The sequence below is a fragment of the Klebsiella sp. C283 genome (assembly GCF_048822555.1).
GTDB classification, from domain to species: Bacteria; Pseudomonadota; Gammaproteobacteria; order Enterobacterales; family Enterobacteriaceae; genus Klebsiella; species Klebsiella quasipneumoniae.
On sequence record NZ_JBMEZS010000012.1, the window covers coordinates 100,414 to 117,600 of the forward strand.

The following is a 17,187-nucleotide window of genomic DNA, read 5'->3' on the forward strand; positions in this document are numbered from 1 at the left end:
GCTTGATATACGTCAAGCAAGATGGGTATGGCCTAATCCGAAAAAAGCGGTATAATCCCGCGATTTTTTTTGTGGCTGCCCCTCAGAGGAGAAAGAGAATGAAGATTGTGGAAGTCAAACACCCACTCGTCAAACACAAGCTGGGCCTGATGCGCGAGCACGACATCAGCACCAAACGCTTCCGTGAACTCGCCTCAGAAGTGGGCAGCTTACTGACTTATGAAGCCACCGCCGATCTGGCAACCGAGAAAGTGACCATCGAAGGCTGGAACGGCCCGGTGGAAGTTGAGCAGATCAAGGGCAAGAAAATTACCGTCGTGCCTATCCTGCGCGCAGGCCTCGGTATGATGGAAGGGGTGCTTGAGCACGTGCCAAGCGCGCGTATCAGCGTGGTGGGTATTTATCGCAATGAAGAAACCCTTGAGCCGGTACCTTACTTCCAGAAGCTGGTGTCCAACATCGATGAGCGTATGGCGCTGGTGGTTGACCCGATGCTGGCCACCGGTGGGTCGATGATCGCCACTATCGATCTGTTGAAAAACGCCGGCTGCACCAGCATCAAGGTGCTGGTGCTGGTGGCGGCGCCGGAAGGGATTGCCGCGCTGGAGAAAGCGCATCCGGACGTTGAGCTGTATACCGCCTCTGTCGATAAGGGACTGAACGAACACGGGTACATCATTCCCGGTCTCGGCGATGCCGGCGACAAGATCTTTGGTACGAAATAATCGAATAACGATAAATAAGCCGACTTTGAGAGTCGGCTTTTTTTTGAATAAAACACACATAACTAACCATCTCAGAGGAAAACACTATGACGCGCCGTGCTATCGGGGTGAGTGAAAGACCGCCGCTTTTACAGACTATCCCGCTTAGTTTGCAGCACCTGTTTGCCATGTTCGGCGCAACGGTGCTGGTGCCAATCCTGTTCCACATCAACCCGGCCACCGTGCTGCTGTTCAACGGTATTGGTACGCTGCTGTACCTCTTTATCTGTAAAGGCAAAATCCCGGCGTATCTGGGATCGAGTTTCGCCTTTATCTCTCCGGTGCTGCTCCTGCTGCCGCTGGGCTATGAAGTGGCGCTGGGCGGTTTCATTATGTGCGGCGTGCTGTTCTGCCTCGTCTCCTTTATTGTCAAAAAAGCCGGTACCGGCTGGCTGGATGTGATGTTCCCCCCGGCGGCGATGGGGGCCATCGTGGCGGTTATCGGTCTGGAGCTGGCAGGCGTGGCGGCCAATATGGCCGGGCTGCTGCCAGCCGACGGCCAGTCACCGGACAGCAAAACCATTATTATCTCGATGGTAACCCTGGCGGTGACGGTGTTTGGTTCGGTCCTGTTCCGCGGTTTCCTGGCGATTATCCCGATCCTGATTGGCGTTCTGGTGGGCTATGCGCTGTCGTTTGTGATGGGCGTGGTTGATACCACCCCGATCGCCGAAGCGCACTGGTTCGCGCTGCCAACCTTCTACACGCCGCGTTTTGAATGGTTCGCTATCTTCACCATTCTGCCCGCTGCGCTGGTGGTGATTGCCGAGCACGTCGGTCACCTGGTGGTGACGGCCAATATCGTCAAACGCGATCTGATCCGCGACCCGGGCCTGCATCGTTCGATGTTTGCCAATGGCCTGTCGACGATCATTTCCGGGTTCTTCGGCTCGACGCCTAACACCACCTACGGGGAAAATATCGGCGTGATGGCGATTACCCGCGTCTACAGCACCTGGGTTATCGGCGGCGCGGCGATCATTGCGATTCTGCTCTCCTGCGTCGGCAAACTGGCGGCGGCGATCCAGATCATCCCGGTGCCGGTGATGGGCGGCGTGTCGCTGCTGCTGTACGGGGTGATCGGCGCCTCGGGGATCCGCGTACTGATTGAATCGAAGGTGGATTACAGCAAAGCGCAGAATCTGATCCTCACCTCCGTGATCCTGATCATCGGCGTCAGCGGTGCCAAAGTGCACATCGGCGCCGCTGAGCTGAAAGGGATGGCGCTGGCCACCATCGTGGGTATCGCGCTCAGCCTGATTTTCAAGCTTATCAGCGTCCTGCGTCCGGAAGAGGTGGTTCTCGACGCCGTGGATAGCGAAGAGGTTAAATAACGATCGCCTGACCGGGCGGCGATCCCGCCCGGTTCTCTCCTGACCTAAATCTGTGATAAACTCTTCGCGTTTTTCTGTAAGCCTATGTTGAGGTCCATCTGAACGCACCGGCACAGCTCTCTTTGCCACTGTATCTTCCTGACGACGAAACCTTCGCGAGTTTCTGGCCGGGTGATAATCCTTCTCTACTTGCTGCCCTCCAGAACGTACTGCGCCAGGAACACAGCGGGTATATTTATATCTGGTCACGTGAAGGGGCGGGTCGCAGCCACCTGTTACACGCCGCCTGCGCAGAGCTTTCCCAGCGCGGGGATGCCGTGGGCTACGTGCCGCTGGATAAACGCACCTGGTTTGTGCCGGAGGTGCTGGAGGGGATGGAACAGCTGGCCCTGGTCTGCATCGATAACATCGAGTGCGTCGCCGGGGATGAGCCCTGGGAAATGGCCATCTTTAATCTCTACAACCGGATCCTGGAATCAGGTAAAACCCGGCTGCTGATCACCGGCGACCGGCCGCCGCGGCAACTGAATCTTGGTCTGCCGGATCTTGCCTCGCGGCTTGACTGGGGGCAGATCTATAAGCTGCAGCCGCTGTCGGATGAAGACAAGCTGCAGGCCCTGCAGCTGCGCGCCAGATTGCGCGGCTTCGAGATGCCGGAGGACGTGTGCCGCTTCCTGCTGAAGCGGCTGGATCGCGAGATGCGCTCGCTGTTTATGACCCTCGATCAGCTGGATCATGCCTCGATTACCGCTCAGCGCAAGCTGACGATCCCCTTCGTGAAAGAGATCCTTAAACTCTAGTCCGCCTGCGGAGTCAGTTCCTCCTCCGTCAGCCCGGTCAACCGGGCGACCAGGTCGCGCGCCAGGCCACTGTGTAGCATAGCGGCGGCGATACGCTGCGCCTCTTCTTTCCGGCCTTCCTGACGGCCCTGCGCCAGTCCCTGCGCCAGGCCCCGCTCCAGACCCTGCTGTTCCAGATATTCCGCAATTGTCATCAACGTCTCCTTGTGCTGCGGCGTACGTAACGCCAGCTCGCGAATGAACTTGATCGGCTCTCGCGCGTTGCCTGCCTGCACCAGATAGTGCATCAGGGCTTGTACCTGCGATTCCGTCGCCAGACCAGTCAATAATAATTCGCTCAGTTTGTCGAGGAGCTGCGCCAGATCGCGTTGTCGAATATGTTTTTGCAGTAACTCCAGCGTCGCCCTGCGCTGGTGGGTGGCAATGTCGTCATCCGGAATGACGGTAATGTCCGCCAGCGGAAACGCCCCGTGATAAAGGTGGCCGGCCAGCTCCGGAGCGACGAATTCATCGAGCCAGCGCAGTGAGAACGGGTAGGGGCTTACCAGACCGTGGTAGAAGAGAACAGGGATCACCAGCGGCAGCCGATCGTGGCCGGCATCAAGGTGGCGCTGCATGGCGGCGATGGCGTAGCGCATCAGACGAAAGGCCATATGCCGGTCGGGCGTGCTCTGGTGTTCGATAAGCGCATAAATATAGCCGTCTCCCGCCGTGGTTTTCAGGGAATACAGAATGTCGGCGTAAAAGGGACGCAGATCGTCTTCGACAAAATGCCCGGACTCGAGATGCAGCGTACGTAGATCGCACACTTTAAGCAGCGTCTCGGGCAGGTACAGCCGCAGAAAATCGCGGGCGGTATCAGGGTGGGAGAGATAGGTCTTAAATACGGCATCGTGAGGCGTTGAGGTTGTTTTTTTCATGTTCATCCGTCCAGTGGATTGAGCGTTAGATGAACAGTAGCACTGCAAGACGGGCGGGAGGGATTGGCGTGGAAGATCTGGAATCAGCTACGTAAAAAAAGCGCCGCGTAAGCGCGGCGCGGGTGGCTTAGCTCACGATCTCAAGGACCTGCTCCGGCGGTCGGCCAATACGCGCCTGGCCGCGGCTGACGACAATTGGGCGTTCGATGAGCTTAGGGTTGTCGACCATCGCCTGTATCAGCGCGGCGTCGCTGAGCGCCGGGTCGGCAAGATTGAGCGATTTATACAGATCCTCTTTCTGGCGCATGAGTTCGCGGGGGCTCTCCATACCCAGCAGATGCAGCAGTTGACGCAGCGTCCCGGCATCCGGTGGCGTCTCAAGATAAAGCACCACCTCAGGATCGATGCCGTGGCTCTTCAACAGGCTCAGCGTTTCGCGGCTCTTCGAGCAGCGTGGGTTATGGTAAATTTTTACCGCGTCGGTCATGGGGTCTCCTTACATTTTTTGGTAGGGGCGGAAGCGGGCCTGTAGCTCACGTAGCTGGTCGATGCGGGCATCGTAGCGGGCCTGCTGCAGACTACCGAGTTTCACTTGCGAGCTGGCGCTGCTGAGCAGGGAAATCGCCTGTTCCAGCTGGCCGACCAGCGCCATGCTTTCTGCCCGCGCCGCCAGCTCCTGGTCGCGATTGCCCAGGGCGCCTTCCGCCTGCGCCAGCAGGTCCCAGCCGTTGCCATCCTCTTTATAGGTAAAGGTATAACGATTCAGGATGGTCGCCGCTTCCCCGGGCTGTCCGCCCTGCAGGAGGGCGTTGGCCAGGTTCAACTGCAGCACCGGATTGGTGCGCAGTTCACGAGCGTTTTTAAGGCGGTTGATGGCGTCGCCGGTTTTCTTCTGCCCGAGGTCGATATCGGTGGCCAGATCGAGGTACCAGGGATTTTGCGGATCGGCGCTGAGCAGCGGCTGCAGCGTTTTGCGCGCCTGGTCAAAGTTGTTGCTTTCCATCGCCAGCAGGGCGCGGCCATACTGCGCGGCATGCTGCTGGCGGATATTGCCTTTATCCCAGGCGTTGAGCAGATCGGTGCCTAGCTTATTGTCGCCGTTGGTGTACATTCCGAGGGTACGCGCCTTCGCCAGATAGAAGTCCGCTGAGGACTGTACGACAACCGGGCGCATCTGGTTGGCGCGGTTACGGGCATCGGCAAGCCGGCTTTCCGGCAGGGGGTGGGTGAGCAGCATTTCCGGCGGCCGCGTTGAGTAGCGCGACTCATCAAGCAGTTTACCCATAAACATCGGCATGGCCTGCGGGTCGAATCCTGAGCGTTGCAGAACCTGAATACCGATCCGGTCGGCCTCTTCTTCGTTCTGACGGGTGAAGCTGATCATGCCCTGTTGGGTGCCGGCCAGCGTCCCGGTCAGCGCCGCCATCCCGGCCTGCGGGCTGGCCATCGCCAGCAGAATTGAACCCAGCGCGCCGACCCAGGTCAGCGGCGCATTGCGTTTCTGATCTTCCATTGCGCGGGCGAGATGCCGCTGCGTAACGTGGGAAATTTCGTGCGCCATGACAGAGGCCAGTTCGCTCTCGTTATCGGAGTAGCGGAACAGGGCGGAGTGGAGGACCACATTGCCGCCGAAGAAGGCGAAGGCGTTAATTTGGTCGTTATTAATCAAATAGAAGTGGAACGGGGTGCGCACCGAATTCGCATGCGAGACCAGACGCATGCCCAGCCCGTTGATATATTGCACCAGCAGAGGGTCGTTGATCAGCGGCGCGCTGCCGCGCAGCTGGCGGACGTAGTAATCCCCCATCTGCATTTCCTGACCAATCGATAACGTGCTTCCTGCGGAGGTCCCCATGTCCGGCAGGGTATCTGCGGAGTCAGCAAAAGCAGGGCCTAACGAACCCAGCGTCAGCGACGCGATCATGGTCGCCACCAGCGTTTTCTTCAACTGCCTGAACATAACCTCTGTCCTGTAATGTGGGTGTGCCAGTTTGACCGATTGTGCGACGCAATGTTCCCTGGCCGCATCCCAGCGAGTTTAGCTGGCGTTAGACGCATTGAAAATAGGTTCTTCACGGCGGAGACGGGTTTGTCTGCTGCGCATCAAAAAGCGAAGTCTTTTTTGTGACATTTCGATACAATTCCCCCGTTTGTCGCCGCGTTGCGCTTCAGGGAAGGTTTTATGCTCGAGATGTTAATGCAGTGGTACCGCCGTCGATTCAGCGACCCTGAGGCGATAGCGCTGCTGGTTATTTTGCTTGCCGGTTTCGGCATCATGTTCTTTTTCAGCGGCCTGCTGGCCCCGTTACTGGTGGCTATCGTGCTGGCCTATCTACTGGAGTGGCCGACCGTTCGCCTGGAGCGCATCGGCCTGTCGCGCACCTGGGCGACCTCGCTGGTGCTAATCCTCTTTGTGGGTATTCTGCTCTTGCTGGCCTTTGTGGTGCTGCCGGTGGCCTGGCAGCAGGGGATCTACCTTATCCGCGATATGCCGGGCATGCTTAACAAGCTCTCTGATTTCGCCGCCACGCTGCCGCGGCGCTATCCGGCGTTGATGGATGCCGGCATCATCGACGCGATGGCGGAAAATATGCGTACCCGGATGCTGACGGTGGGCGACTCGGTGGTCAAGTATTCTCTCGCCTCGCTGGTGGGGCTGCTCACGCTGGCGGTCTATCTGGTGCTGGTGCCGCTGATGGTCTTCTTCCTGCTGAAGGATAAAGAGCAGATGCTCAACGCGGTACGCCGCGTGCTGCCGCGAAACCGCGGTCTGGCCGGGCAGGTGTGGAAGGAGATGAACCAGCAAATCACCAACTACATTCGCGGTAAGGTGCTGGAGATGATTGTCGTCAGCGTCGCCACCTGGATAGGCTTTATCCTTTTCGGCCTCAACTACTCGCTGCTGTTGGCGGTGCTGGTGGGCTTCTCGGTGCTGATCCCCTATATCGGCGCGTTTGTGGTGACCATTCCGGTGGTAGGGGTGGCGCTGTTTCAGTTTGGCGCAGGCACCGAGTTCTGGAGTCTGTTCGCGGTCTATCTGATTATTCAGGGACTGGACGGTAACCTGCTGGTACCGGTGCTGTTCTCGGAAGCGGTGAATCTGCACCCGCTGGTGATTATCCTGTCGGTGGTGATCTTTGGCGGTTTGTGGGGATTCTGGGGCGTCTTCTTCGCCATTCCGCTGGCCACGTTAATTAAAGCGGTGGTGCATGCCTGGCCGGATGGCCTGGTCGTCGACGACGACTAAGGCATTGAGGATAAAAAAAGACGCCGGGCGAGGTTTTCTCCCCCGGCGTCTTGCTTTGCATCAGGCGTTTTCTTTCAGCCAGTTCAACACCACATCGTGGTGATTACTGGTTTTGAAGTCATCAAAGACGTGTTCGATTTTGCCATCGGCATCGACGAGGAAGCTGATACGGTGGATCCCGTCGTAGGTTTTCCCCATAAAGGATTTTTCGCCCCAGACGCCAAACTGCTCGCAAACCTGATGGTTTTCATCAGACAGCAGCGTAAAGTTCAGCAGCTCTTTTTCGGCGAAACGGGAGAGCTTTTCCGGTTTATCGGTGCTGATGCCCAGCACTTCCACACCGGCTTTTTTCAGGTCGTCCATATTATCGCGCAAGCCGCACGCCTGGACGGTGCAGCCCGGGGTCATGGCTTTCGGGTAAAAATAAACCAGGACACGCTGTCCCTGGAAGTCGGTTAAATTTACTTCCTCGCCGTCCTGGTCCGGTAAGCTAAATTTCGGTGCAAGATCACCGGCTTTCAGTGGGGTCATGGGTTAAACTCCATCCTGTTCATCATGCTGTGAATAATTAACGATGTTAATACTGCCTTGTGCATTGAGTTCTGTACATAGGGCTTTGAACGCTTGTTCGATATTTGCTGCATTTTGCGTCGCAGGGCTGTGAGCCGTTATCTGGATAAAAAGCTGCGCGGAATCGCCGTCTCCCGGCTGCGTGCGGGACACCAGTTCCGCGATATTCATATTCCATGTATCGCACAGGGCAGTGAAGCGCTCGATGATATGCGGTGAGTCCGGCACCTCAACCTGGACCCAGACGGTGTTTGGCATGGCCTGCGGCGGGCGCGCGGTGGTGCGTTTCATCACGATCAACAGCTCCAGCTCCGCGCCTTTCAGCGGCAGGGTTGATTCGATCAGGTTAATCGCATTCCACGAACCGGAAAGCAGCATGATAAACGTAAACTCATCACCGAGCATGGCCAGCCGGCTGTCTTCGATATTACAACCGCAGCTGCTGACGTGGCGAGTGATCGTATTCACGATGCCGGGACGGTCAGCCCCCAGGGCGGTAATAACCAGATAGTGTTGTAATGAGGCTGTCAAACCTGTTCTTCCTTTAAAAAGGTGAGGTAACATTAGGAAAGCATAAAAAAAACCGCCATACAACATCCCTGATGGCGTCGGGTCTCTTGCTTTTATTGCAGCTCCAAACGTAACATTGAGAATCTTGTCGCACTTCTGCTCTGAGGATGGCCCATGTTCACGGGAAGTATTGTAGCGCTTGTCACGCCGATGGATGAAAACGGTAATGTCTGCCGGACAAGCCTGAAAAAACTGATTGATTACCATGTCGCCAACGGAACCTCGGCGATCGTTTCGGTAGGGACTACCGGTGAATCCGCAACGCTGAGCCATGAAGAGCATGGCGACGTGGTGATGATGACGCTGGAACTGGCTGACGGGCGTATCCCGGTTATCGCGGGAACGGGAGCCAATGCAACCGCAGAGGCGATTAGCCTGACCAAACGTTTTAACGACAGCGGCGTTGTCGGCTGCCTGACGGTCACTCCTTATTATAACCGTCCGACCCAGGAAGGCCTGTTCCAGCACTTTAAAGCTATCGCCGAACATACTGACCTGCCGCAAATTCTGTATAATGTGCCGTCCCGTACCGGTTGCGATATGCTGCCGGAAACCGTTGGCCGTCTGGCGCAAATTAAAAATATTGTCGGTATTAAGGAAGCAACAGGGAACTTAAGTCGTGTTCACCAGATCAAAGAGCTGGTTTCAGACGACTTTATTCTGCTGAGCGGTGACGATGCGACCGGTATGGACTTTATGCAGCTCGGCGGCGTGGGCGTGATTTCCGTTACCGCCAACGTGGCGGCGCGCGAAATGGCCGACATGTGCCGTCTGGCGCTGGCGGGTCAATTTGCCGAAGCCCGGGCGATTAACCAGCGTCTGATGCCATTGCATACAAAATTATTTGTCGAACCCAATCCTATCCCGGTGAAATGGGGATGCAAGGCGTTGGGTCTTGTGGCGACCGATACGCTGCGCTTGCCGATGACGCCTATCACCGACCAGGGTCGTGAAGCCGTTACCGCCGCGCTGAAGCATGCCGGTTTGCTGTAAAGTTTAGGGAGATTTGATGGCTTACTCAGTACAGAAGTCGCGCCTGGCGAAGGTTGCGGGTGTTTCGCTGGTTCTACTCCTCGCGGCCTGTAGTTCCGACTCGCGCTATAAGCGTCAGGTGAGCGGTGATGAGGCCTATTTACAGGCGTCACCGTTGAGCGAACTTCACGCGCCGGCGGGGATGATCCTGCCGATTCAGGTGGGTGATTACAACATTCCGGTGGCCAACAGCACCGGCGCGGTCGGCAAGGCGCTGGACATTCGCCCGCCGGCGCAGCCGCTGGCATTGGTTAGCGGCGCCCGCACCCAGTTCAACGGCGATACCGCGACGCTGATGGTCGAAAACGGCCGCAGCGGTTCGCTGTGGGCGCAGGTTACCAGCATTCTTCAGTCGAAGAACTACGTTATCGCCAAGCGCGATGATGCGAGCCAGACGCTGAACACCGACTGGGTTGAGTGGAACCGTCTTGATGAAGATCAGCAGTATCGCGGGCGTTATCAAATCTCCGTCAAACCGCAGGGCTATCAGCAAGCGGTTGTGGTCAAGCTGGTGAATCTGGAGCAGGCGGGTAAACCGGTTGCCGATCCGGCGTCACTGCAGCGCTACAGCACCGCCATGCTGAACGTCATTTCGGAAGGCCTGGACATGAACGCCACCAGCGCCCAGAACGCCGCTCAGCGCAGCGCGGGCGCCACTTTCGACGTGCAGAGCGCTGCCGACGATACTGGCCTGCCAATGCTCGTCGTTCGCGCGCCGTTTAACATGGTGTGGCAGCGTCTGCCGGGCGCCCTCGAGAAAGTGGGGATGAAAGTGACCGACAGCACGCGCTCTCAGGGCAGCATGGCGCTGACCTACAAGCCGCTGTCTGACAGCAGCTGGCAGGAGCTGGGCGCACGCGACCCGCAGCTGGTCTCCGGTGACTACAAACTTCAGGTCGGCGACCTCGATAACCGCAGTAGCCTGCAGTTCATCGACCCGAAAGGCCACACCCTGACGCAGTCGCAAAATGACGCTCTGGTAGCCGTATTCCAGGCCGCATTTAACAAGTAATCAAAAGGGCTGGAGCAATCCGGCCCTTTTAATATATAGTGACGCAAACGTGTGCGTATACACATCATCCTTCAAATTGCCTCTTTGTTGGCCGCCTTCGTTCAACCCAGTCACTTACTTTTGTAAGCTCCTGGGGATTCGCTCAGTTGCCGCCTCGATGCACTTTGAATGATTTTGTGTATAGGTGGAAACGTATTTTTAGGCTCAATATCACTGGAGTAGTGAAAGATGAAAAAGCAAGCTGAGTTGTATCGTGGTAAGGCGAAGACAGTATACAGCACCGATAATCCGGACCTGCTGGTACTGGAATTCCGTAACGATACGTCAGCAGGTGATGGCGCGCGCATCGAGCAGTTCGATCGTAAAGGCATGGTGAATAACAAGTTCAACCACTTCATTATGAGCAAACTGGCAGAAGCGGGCATCCCTACCCAGATGGAAGCGCTGCTCTCCGATACCGAATGCCTGGTGAAAAAACTGGATATGGTGCCGGTGGAGTGCGTGGTGCGTAACCGTGCGGCAGGCTCGCTGGTAAAACGTTTAGGCATTGAAGAAGGTATCGAGCTGAATCCGCCGCTGTTCGATCTGTTCCTGAAAAACGATGCCATGCACGATCCGATGGTCAACGACTCCTACTGCGAAACCTTCGGCTGGGTGAGCAAAGAGAATCTGGCGCGGATGCGCGAGCTGACCTACAAAGCCAACGACGTGCTGAAAAAATTGTTCGATGACGCCGGTCTGATTCTGGTGGACTTTAAGCTGGAGTTTGGTCTGTTCAAAGGCGAAGTGGTACTGGGCGATGAGTTTTCGCCGGACGGCAGCCGCCTGTGGGACAAAAACACCCTTGATAAAATGGACAAAGACCGCTTCCGCCAGAGCCTTGGCGGCCTGATCGAAGCCTACGAAGAAGTGGCTCACCGCCTGGGCGTTAAGCTCGACTAACTCGCCCGCCGCCAGAAGATGGTCTCATCTTCTGGCGTCTCTTGCTGTTTCCTGTGGTAATCCTGCGCTGAACCGCCTACGATCTCTGCTATTGATACATAACAGGGAATGAGGTGCTTATGCGCTGGCAAGGGCGTCGCGAAAGCGACAATGTTGAAGATCGACGCGGTCAATCGGGCTCGCCGTTTGGCGGCGGGGGCGGCGGCTTCCGGCTGCCGAGCGGGAAGGGCGGCATTGTGCTGCTGATTATTGTGCTGGTGGCAGGCTATTACGGCGTGGATTTGACCGGCATGCTGACCGGCGAACCGATGCCGCAGCAGCAGACCTCCACGCAGCGCTCCATCAGTCCGAAAGACGATGAAGCGGCGAAGTTTACTTCGGTGATCCTGGCCACCACCGAAGATACCTGGGGACCGATCTTTGAAAAGATGGGCCGCCAGTACCCCCAGCCAAAGCTGGTGCTCTACCGCGGCGCGACCCGTACCGGCTGCGGTACCGGCCAGTCGGTGATGGGGCCGTTCTACTGTCCTGCCGACAGCACGGTCTATATCGACCTGTCATTCTACGATGAGATGAAAAATAAACTGGGCGCCGACGGCGACTTTGCCCAGGGGTACGTCATTGCCCATGAAGTGGGTCATCACGTACAAAAACTGCTGGGCATTGAGCCGAAGGTCCGCCAGCAACAGCAGCATGCCACCGAGGCCGAAGCCAACCGGCTGTCGGTTAAGATGGAGCTGCAGGCAGACTGCTTCGCCGGCGTCTGGGGCCATAATATGCAGCAGCAGGATATTCTGGAAACCGGCGATCTGCAGGAGGCGCTGAACGCCGCCGAGGCCATCGGCGACGACCGTCTGCAGCAGCAGAGCCAGGGGCGGGTGGTACCGGACAGCTTTACCCACGGCACGTCAAAACAGCGCTACACCTGGTTCAAACGCGGTTTCGACAGCGGCGACCCGGCGCAGTGCAACACCTTCGGCAGCGCCCTGTAATCGCCACCGATGATGGACGCGTTGCTTGACCTCACCGCGCAGATGGCGCGGGAGGGAATTCGCCGCCTGCTGGTACTCAGCGGCGACGAGGCCTGGACGCTGCAGCAGGCGCAGGCGCTGCGGGAGAGGCTCGCCGGCGATGGCCTGTGGGTGGGCCCCGAGCCGGTTTTCGCGCCCGGGGTGGCGCCTGGCGCCCTGAAGACGCTGCTGGGGCGGGAAGTCATGCACGCCTTTTTCGATGCCCGGCGCGGATTTGATGTAGCCGCCCTGGCGGCCCTGAGCGGTACCCTGCGGGCGGGAAGCTGGCTGGTGCTGCTGACGCCCCCCTTCGCCGACTGGCCGTCCCGGGTGGATGAGGACTCCCTGCGCTGGAGCGATACGCCCGACCCGATCTCTACCCCCCACTTTGTTCTCCGCTGCTGTCGGCAGTTTATCGCCGACCCCGATGTGCTGCTCTGGCGGCAGTCGGACTCGCCGCGGCTCCCGCTGGCCGTCCCGCGCCCTGACTGGCATCCCGCCGAGGGTCACCCGCTGGCCGAACAGGCGGCGATCCTTGCGCAATTGTTGCGTCTACCGCCCGGTATCGCGGCGGTGACGGCTGAACGAGGGCGAGGCAAATCCGCCCTCGCTGGCATGTTGCTGCGCCAGCTCGCGGGCGAGGCCATCGTTACCGCCCCGACCCGCAGCGCCGTCGATGTGCTGGCGAGCTTTGCCGGCGAGGCGTTTCGCTTTATGGCGCCTGATGCGCTGCTGTCGTCGAAAGAAACGGCGTCCTGGCTGATTGTCGATGAGGCCGCGGCCATTCCGGCTCCGCTTCTCCGGCAGCTGGTAAGCCGTTTTCCCCGCACGCTTCTCACCACGACGGTGCAGGGTTATGAGGGCACCGGGCGCGGGTTCCTGCTGAAATTTTGCGCCAGCCTGCCCCATCTGCAGATGTTCAGCCTGAGCGCGCCGATCCGCTGGGCCGCGGGCTGCCCGCTGGAGTCAGCCATCAGTCAGCTGCTGATCTTCAGCGATGAGGCATTTCGCGATGCGCCGACAGGGGAGGTTGCCCTCGAAGCGGTCGAACAGTCCAGCTGGCAAACGCGGCCGACGCTGCCGGAGGCGATGTACCAGCTGTTGTCCGGGGCGCATTACCGCACTTCTCCTCTCGATCTGCGGCGCATGATGGACGCGCCGGGCCAGGCTTTCCGCTGCGCACGCGCCGGCGGCGCGGTGGCGGGCGCCCTGTGGCTGGTGGCCGAGGGGGGACTTTCTCCTGAACTCAGCCGGGCGGTGTGGGCGGGTTTTCGCCGGCCGCGAGGGAACCTGGTCGCCCAGTCTCTGGCGGCGCATGGCGGCAGTCCCCTGGCGGCGACGCTGCGCGGGCTGCGGGTCAGTCGGATCGCCGTCCACCCCGCCCGCCAGCGCGAAGGGCTGGGGCAGCAGATGATCGCGGATATCGCCGCCGATGCCGCAGGTTATGACTATCTCTCCGTCAGCTTTGGCTATACCCCTGAGCTGTGGCGCTTCTGGCAACGCTGCGGGTTTATCCTCGTGCGGCTGGGTACTCATCGCGAGGCCAGCAGCGGATGCTATACCGCGATGGCTCTGTTCCCGCTGACTGCAGCGGGGCATCAGCTCGCGCAGCGGGAGGCACAGCGGCTACAACGCGATGAATACTGGCTGCGCCCGTGGCGGGACGTGCCCGCGCCGCTGCCTGCCGTTTCAGGGGCTATGCTTAGTGAGGAGGACTGGCTGGAAGCGGCCAGCTTTGCCTTCGCCCACCGCCCGCTGGCTGCGGCGCTGGGTTGCCTCAATCGTCTGCTGATGCAGGTCGACATGCCGTTGCCGGCGCTGCGCGGGCGCCTGCAGGGGGAAGAAGAGGCCGAACTCTGCGCCGCGCTGCAGCTAACAGGGCGTAAAGCGCTGCTGGCGAGATGGCGTCAGGAGACCGCTGACGCCTTGCGCTTCCTCGATGCAGCGCGCGCTGAGGCGCTGCGTCAGCAGGTAGCGCACCTGCAATTTTTTTAACTAACTCATTCAGTTAAATGGCATGGTCATATCTGGCGAGCGGCGTACACTGCCCGCATACACAAAGGAGACAGCCATGAAACACGATCATTTTATTGTTCAAAGCCCTGCGACGCCTGCGCAACAGCTGTTGCTGCTGTTTCATGGCGTGGGGGATAACCCGGTCTCCATGGGGCAAATTGGCAGCTGGTTCGCGCCGCAGTTTCCTGATGCGCTGATCGTTAGCATTGGCGGGGTGGAGCCTTGCGGTCCCAACGGCCGGCAGTGGTTTTCGGTGCAGGGAGTGACGGAAGAGAATCGTCAGCAGCGTATCGACGCCATTATGCCGACCTTTATTGACATTGTGCGCTACTGGCAGGAAAAGAGCGGCGTCAGCCCGCTGGCCACCGCGCTGATCGGCTTCTCTCAGGGGGCGATCATGTCGCTGGAGAGCATCAAAGCGGCGCCGGATCTGGCTTCGCGGGTGATCGCCTTTAATGGCCGCTACGCGACGCTGCCGGTCACCGCAACGACGGCCACCACCATTCACCTGATCCACGGTGGTGACGATCGGGTTATCGATCTGGCATGGGCGGTGTCGGCTCAGGAGGCGTTGTTGCAGGCGGGGGGCGACGTGACCTTAGATATTGTTGACGATCTGGGGCATGCCATTGACGATCGCAGCATGCAGTTTGCGATTGAGCGACTGCGCTATACCGTGCCGAAGCACTATTTTGATGAGGCGCTGAGCGGCAGTACGCCGAAAGGGGACGATATCATCGAAATGCTGTAACCCCGGCGGGCGGGGTTACAGGCGGGCGGTACCGCGATAAAGGCAAACTTACGGTTTCTTCGACTGGTCGTGCTTCGGCCAGTCGTCGTCATCGTCCCATTTATCGTTAAAATCACGGTGCGGCGGCAGATCGGGTTTGTTGTTAAGGAATTTTTTGTGGTCAACGCGGTTCAGATCTTTAATCACGTTGATAATTACCCCCACCAAAAAGACCAGCACCAGAATCCACCAGTGTTTAATAAGCCATTCCATGCGCGCTTCCTCTTTACGTCAGTACGTCAGGCGACCAGCTGTTCCATTACGCGTTGATACATCCGCGCCAGCAGCTGCAGGTCGGCGGCGTTCACACATTCATTAATTTTGTGAATCGTGGCGTTCACGGGGCCCAGCTCTACCACCTGCGCCCCCATGCGCGCGATAAACCGTCCGTCTGAGGTGCCGCCGTTGGTTAACAGCTGCGGTTTGATCTCATTATAGTGCTCAATCGCGTTGACGACCGCATCCACCAGCTTGCCCCGTCCGGTGAGGAACGGCTGGCCGGAGAGCCACCACTCCACGCTGTAACGCAGCTGGTATTTTTCCAGCAGGGCGACCACCCGGGCTTTGATCATCTCGTCCGTCAGTTCCGTACTGAAGCGGAAGTTGAACTGGACGAACATATCGCCAGGGATCACGTTGTTGCTGCCGGTGCCGGACTGCACGTTGGCAATCTGCATGCTGGTCGGCGGGAAGTATTCATTGCCTTTATCCCACTCGATAGTGACCAGCTCCGCCAGCATCGGCGCCGCGCGATGGACGGGGTTATCGGCAAGGTGCGGATAGGCGACATGGCCCTGTACGCCGTGAATGGTCAGATTGCAGGTCAGCGAGCCGCGGCGGCCGTTTTTCACCACATCGCCGACCACTTCGGTACTGGAGGGTTCGCCGACCAGACAGTAGTCCAGACGCTCGTTACGCGCCATCAGCGTCTCCACCACTTTGACGGTGCCGTTTTTGGCGCTGGCCTCTTCATCAGAGGTAATCAAAAACGCCAGCCGGCCCCGGTGGTTCGGGTACTGCGCGACAAAACGCTCAGCGGCAACCACCATCGCCGCCAGCGAGCCTTTCATATCTGCCGCCCCGCGGCCAAACAGCATCCCGTCGCGGATGGTGGGTTCGAACGGCGGATTGATCCAGCGGTCGGCGTCGCCTGCCGGGACCACGTCGGTGTGGCCGGCGAAGGCCAGCGTCTCGCCGTGGCCGCGCCAGGCCCAGAAGTTCTGCGTATCGCCGAAATCCATCGGTTCAACGGTAAAGCCGATCGCACGCAGGCGTTCAATCATTAACGCCTGGCATCCCGCATCATCGGGGCTAAGGGAAGGGCGGCGAATAAGCTGCTGAGCCAGCTCAATGACCGGGCAAGACATAGACTATACCTCGTTAAACTGCTGATAACTTGCTTCACTAAAACCCAGCAGCATAGGACGACCGGGCGCGCAGAGCAATGGGCGTTTGATAATCGCCGGCATTTCCAGCATCAATGCGGCGGCGGCATCGGCATTATCGATGCTGTTGCGCAGCGATTCGTCCAGCTTGCGCCAGGTGGTGCCGCGGGTGTTCAGCAGCGCCTGCCAGCCCAGTTCGGCAATAAAGGTATCCAGTTGCGCGCGGTCGAGGCCATCGGCGCGGTAGTCATGGAAGCGATAGTCAATCTGATGTGCTTCCAGCCAGCGGCGGGCTTTTTTAATGGTATCGCAGTTTTTAATTCCGTACATGGTGAGCATACATAAACCTTTAACATTCAATTAAGCGGTTAACTCAGATATTTCCGAATATATAAGCCTTATTGAAATAATACGTGATTCAGATGAATAAATATAACTTTTTACCGGGTATCTTATGCCATGTATTCGGGTGATTAAAATTTGCCCAGTCGCGGGGATGATGTGAGGGCACTAACAATATTATGAAAATGTTGCCTGATGGTGCTCTGCGTCACATAATTTTTACATACGAGACGGCATAGTGGCGGCAACCAGAGGTTTTATCTCTGTCAGCGGTCCACAAGACAATCAGAGCAATAGGGGAGCACAACTTCCCATCAGCAATGAAGTTATATAGAATCGACCATAATAATAAGAGAGGCTATTATGATTGAACATGAACTGGGGAACTGGAAAGATTTTATTGAAGGCATGCTTCGTAAATAAATTTCCGCAATGTGAGCAGGGGAATAACGC

Annotated in this window: 20 protein-coding genes; 12 read left to right on the top strand and 8 right to left on the bottom strand. The window is 58.2% G+C overall.

Annotated features, from left to right (window positions below):
* Positions 1-98 precede the first annotated feature (98 nt).
* The 3 genes from upp to ACOI7Z_RS22540 all read left to right on the top strand — a co-directional run bounded on the left by upp (position 99) and on the right by ACOI7Z_RS22540 (position 2,898).
* A complete protein-coding gene (gene upp / locus ACOI7Z_RS22530) occupies positions 99-725 on the top strand; it encodes a uracil phosphoribosyltransferase (RefSeq protein ID WP_004201927.1) in 627 nt (208 codons plus the stop codon).
* Between the two features lie 86 nt (positions 726-811).
* Positions 812-2,098, top strand: a complete 1,287-nt coding sequence (uraA, locus tag ACOI7Z_RS22535; RefSeq protein ID WP_023290621.1) for a uracil permease — start codon at positions 812-814, stop codon at positions 2,096-2,098.
* Positions 2,099-2,196: 98 nt separating this feature from the next.
* On the top strand, positions 2,197-2,898 hold the full coding sequence (locus tag ACOI7Z_RS22540; RefSeq protein WP_020947395.1) for a DnaA inactivator Hda: 702 nt from the start codon (positions 2,197-2,199) through the stop codon (positions 2,896-2,898).
* Here the strand turns inward: ACOI7Z_RS22540 and ACOI7Z_RS22545 are convergent.
* The 3 genes from ACOI7Z_RS22545 to bepA form a co-directional block, all read right to left on the bottom strand.
* Entirely contained in the window at positions 2,895-3,818 is a 924-nt protein-coding gene (locus ACOI7Z_RS22545) for an Rpn family recombination-promoting nuclease/putative transposase (protein ID WP_087848845.1), read from the bottom strand. The two genes, ACOI7Z_RS22540 and ACOI7Z_RS22545, sit on opposite strands and share 4 nt — an antisense overlap.
* A 127-nt stretch (positions 3,819-3,945) precedes the next feature.
* Positions 3,946-4,305, bottom strand: coding sequence for an arsenate reductase (glutaredoxin) (arsC, locus tag ACOI7Z_RS22550; RefSeq protein ID WP_087848846.1), 360 nt, complete (start codon positions 4,303-4,305; stop codon positions 3,946-3,948).
* 9 nt (positions 4,306-4,314) lie between these two features.
* Positions 4,315-5,778 (bottom strand): beta-barrel assembly-enhancing protease, encoded by a 1,464-nt coding sequence (bepA, locus tag ACOI7Z_RS22555; RefSeq protein ID WP_065883051.1) that lies wholly within the window; start codon positions 5,776-5,778, stop codon positions 4,315-4,317.
* Positions 5,779-5,829: 51 nt separating this feature from the next.
* Here bepA and ACOI7Z_RS22560 point away from each other — a divergent pair, with 51 nt between their 5' ends.
* Both ACOI7Z_RS22560 and ACOI7Z_RS22565 read left to right on the top strand, forming a co-directional pair.
* Positions 5,830-5,946 (top strand): hypothetical protein, encoded by a 117-nt coding sequence (locus tag ACOI7Z_RS22560; protein WP_032429201.1) that lies wholly within the window; start codon positions 5,830-5,832, stop codon positions 5,944-5,946.
* A gap of 54 nt (positions 5,947-6,000) precedes the next feature.
* Complete coding sequence (locus ACOI7Z_RS22565) at positions 6,001-7,065, top strand: AI-2E family transporter (protein ID WP_004201933.1); 1,065 nt, start codon at positions 6,001-6,003, stop codon at positions 7,063-7,065.
* Between the two features lie 60 nt (positions 7,066-7,125).
* Here ACOI7Z_RS22565 and bcp read toward each other — a convergent pair whose 3' ends face one another.
* Positions 7,126-7,596 carry a thioredoxin-dependent thiol peroxidase gene (gene bcp, locus ACOI7Z_RS22570; protein ID WP_004201935.1) on the bottom strand — a complete coding sequence of 157 codons (471 nt, stop codon included), beginning with the start codon at positions 7,594-7,596 and terminating at the stop codon, positions 7,126-7,128.
* A 3-nt stretch (positions 7,597-7,599) separates the two neighbouring features.
* A complete protein-coding gene (locus tag ACOI7Z_RS22575) occupies positions 7,600-8,166 on the bottom strand; it encodes a glycine cleavage system transcriptional repressor (RefSeq protein ID WP_002913804.1) in 567 nt (188 codons plus the stop codon).
* 153 nt (positions 8,167-8,319) lie between these two features.
* Between ACOI7Z_RS22575 and dapA the strand changes: the two genes are divergently transcribed.
* The 6 genes from dapA to ypfH all read left to right on the top strand — a co-directional run bounded on the left by dapA (position 8,320) and on the right by ypfH (position 14,968).
* Positions 8,320-9,198 carry a 4-hydroxy-tetrahydrodipicolinate synthase gene (gene dapA, locus ACOI7Z_RS22580; protein WP_023290616.1) on the top strand — a complete coding sequence of 293 codons (879 nt, stop codon included), beginning with the start codon at positions 8,320-8,322 and terminating at the stop codon, positions 9,196-9,198.
* Positions 9,199-9,214: 16 nt separating this feature from the next.
* A complete protein-coding gene (gene bamC, locus ACOI7Z_RS22585; RefSeq protein WP_023290615.1) occupies positions 9,215-10,249 on the top strand; it encodes an outer membrane protein assembly factor BamC in 1,035 nt (344 codons plus the stop codon).
* A 228-nt stretch (positions 10,250-10,477) separates the two neighbouring features.
* The gene (gene purC, locus ACOI7Z_RS22590) at positions 10,478-11,191 is read left to right on the top strand and encodes a phosphoribosylaminoimidazolesuccinocarboxamide synthase (RefSeq protein ID WP_002913801.1); all 714 of its coding nucleotides are present in this window, start codon (positions 10,478-10,480) and stop codon (positions 11,189-11,191) included.
* A gap of 119 nt (positions 11,192-11,310) precedes the next feature.
* Entirely contained in the window at positions 11,311-12,183 is an 873-nt protein-coding gene (locus ACOI7Z_RS22595; RefSeq protein WP_023290614.1) for a neutral zinc metallopeptidase, read from the top strand.
* A 9-nt stretch (positions 12,184-12,192) separates the two neighbouring features.
* Entirely contained in the window at positions 12,193-14,196 is a 2,004-nt protein-coding gene (locus tag ACOI7Z_RS22600; RefSeq protein WP_087848847.1) for a tRNA(Met) cytidine acetyltransferase TmcA, read from the top strand.
* A 76-nt stretch (positions 14,197-14,272) separates the two neighbouring features.
* Positions 14,273-14,968 carry an esterase gene (gene ypfH / locus ACOI7Z_RS22605; protein ID WP_023290612.1) on the top strand — a complete coding sequence of 232 codons (696 nt, stop codon included), beginning with the start codon at positions 14,273-14,275 and terminating at the stop codon, positions 14,966-14,968.
* 48 nt (positions 14,969-15,016) lie between these two features.
* Here the strand turns inward: ypfH and ACOI7Z_RS22610 are convergent, their stop codons facing one another.
* From ACOI7Z_RS22610 to ACOI7Z_RS22620, 3 genes are read right to left on the bottom strand one after another with little or no spacing between them, the layout of a single operon-like run.
* Entirely contained in the window at positions 15,017-15,220 is a 204-nt protein-coding gene (locus tag ACOI7Z_RS22610) for a YpfN family protein (RefSeq protein WP_002913768.1), read from the bottom strand.
* A 26-nt stretch (positions 15,221-15,246) separates the two neighbouring features.
* Complete coding sequence (dapE, locus tag ACOI7Z_RS22615) at positions 15,247-16,374, bottom strand: succinyl-diaminopimelate desuccinylase (protein WP_023290611.1); 1,128 nt, start codon at positions 16,372-16,374, stop codon at positions 15,247-15,249.
* 3 nt (positions 16,375-16,377) lie between these two features.
* On the bottom strand, positions 16,378-16,731 hold the full coding sequence (locus tag ACOI7Z_RS22620; protein ID WP_023290610.1) for an ArsC family reductase: 354 nt from the start codon (positions 16,729-16,731) through the stop codon (positions 16,378-16,380).
* Between the two features lie 366 nt (positions 16,732-17,097).
* Here ACOI7Z_RS22620 and ypfM point away from each other — a divergent pair, with 366 nt between their 5' ends.
* Complete coding sequence (gene ypfM, locus ACOI7Z_RS22625) at positions 17,098-17,157, top strand: protein YpfM (RefSeq protein WP_100181659.1); 60 nt, start codon at positions 17,098-17,100, stop codon at positions 17,155-17,157.
* Positions 17,158-17,187: the final 30 nt, after the last annotated feature.

Bases quoted from the DNA above. Each gene is read 5' to 3' on its own strand.
- ACOI7Z_RS22620 (WP_023290610.1), bottom strand. From the start codon at position 16,731: ATGCTCACCATGTACGGAATTAAAAACTGCGATACCATTAAAAAAGCC.
- bepA (WP_065883051.1), bottom strand. From the start codon at position 5,778: ATGTTCAGGCAGTTGAAGAAAACGCTGGTGGCGACCATGATCGCGTCG.
- dapE (WP_023290611.1), bottom strand. From the start codon at position 16,374: ATGTCTTGCCCGGTCATTGAGCTGGCTCAGCAGCTTATTCGCCGCCCT.
- bcp (WP_004201935.1), bottom strand. From the start codon at position 7,596: ATGACCCCACTGAAAGCCGGTGATCTTGCACCGAAATTTAGCTTACCG.
- ypfH (WP_023290612.1), top strand. From the start codon at position 14,273: ATGAAACACGATCATTTTATTGTTCAAAGCCCTGCGACGCCTGCGCAA.
- ACOI7Z_RS22595 (WP_023290614.1), top strand. From the start codon at position 11,311: ATGCGCTGGCAAGGGCGTCGCGAAAGCGACAATGTTGAAGATCGACGC.
- purC (WP_002913801.1), top strand. From the start codon at position 10,478: ATGAAAAAGCAAGCTGAGTTGTATCGTGGTAAGGCGAAGACAGTATAC.
- uraA (WP_023290621.1), top strand. From the start codon at position 812: ATGACGCGCCGTGCTATCGGGGTGAGTGAAAGACCGCCGCTTTTACAG.
- ACOI7Z_RS22565 (WP_004201933.1), top strand. From the start codon at position 6,001: ATGCTCGAGATGTTAATGCAGTGGTACCGCCGTCGATTCAGCGACCCT.
- arsC (WP_087848846.1), bottom strand. From the start codon at position 4,305: ATGACCGACGCGGTAAAAATTTACCATAACCCACGCTGCTCGAAGAGC.
- bamC (WP_023290615.1), top strand. From the start codon at position 9,215: ATGGCTTACTCAGTACAGAAGTCGCGCCTGGCGAAGGTTGCGGGTGTT.
- upp (WP_004201927.1), top strand. From the start codon at position 99: ATGAAGATTGTGGAAGTCAAACACCCACTCGTCAAACACAAGCTGGGC.
- ACOI7Z_RS22610 (WP_002913768.1), bottom strand. From the start codon at position 15,220: ATGGAATGGCTTATTAAACACTGGTGGATTCTGGTGCTGGTCTTTTTG.
- ACOI7Z_RS22600 (WP_087848847.1), top strand. From the start codon at position 12,193: ATGATGGACGCGTTGCTTGACCTCACCGCGCAGATGGCGCGGGAGGGA.
- ACOI7Z_RS22560 (WP_032429201.1), top strand. From the start codon at position 5,830: ATGTTCCCTGGCCGCATCCCAGCGAGTTTAGCTGGCGTTAGACGCATT.
- ACOI7Z_RS22545 (WP_087848845.1), bottom strand. From the start codon at position 3,818: ATGAAAAAAACAACCTCAACGCCTCACGATGCCGTATTTAAGACCTAT.
- dapA (WP_023290616.1), top strand. From the start codon at position 8,320: ATGTTCACGGGAAGTATTGTAGCGCTTGTCACGCCGATGGATGAAAAC.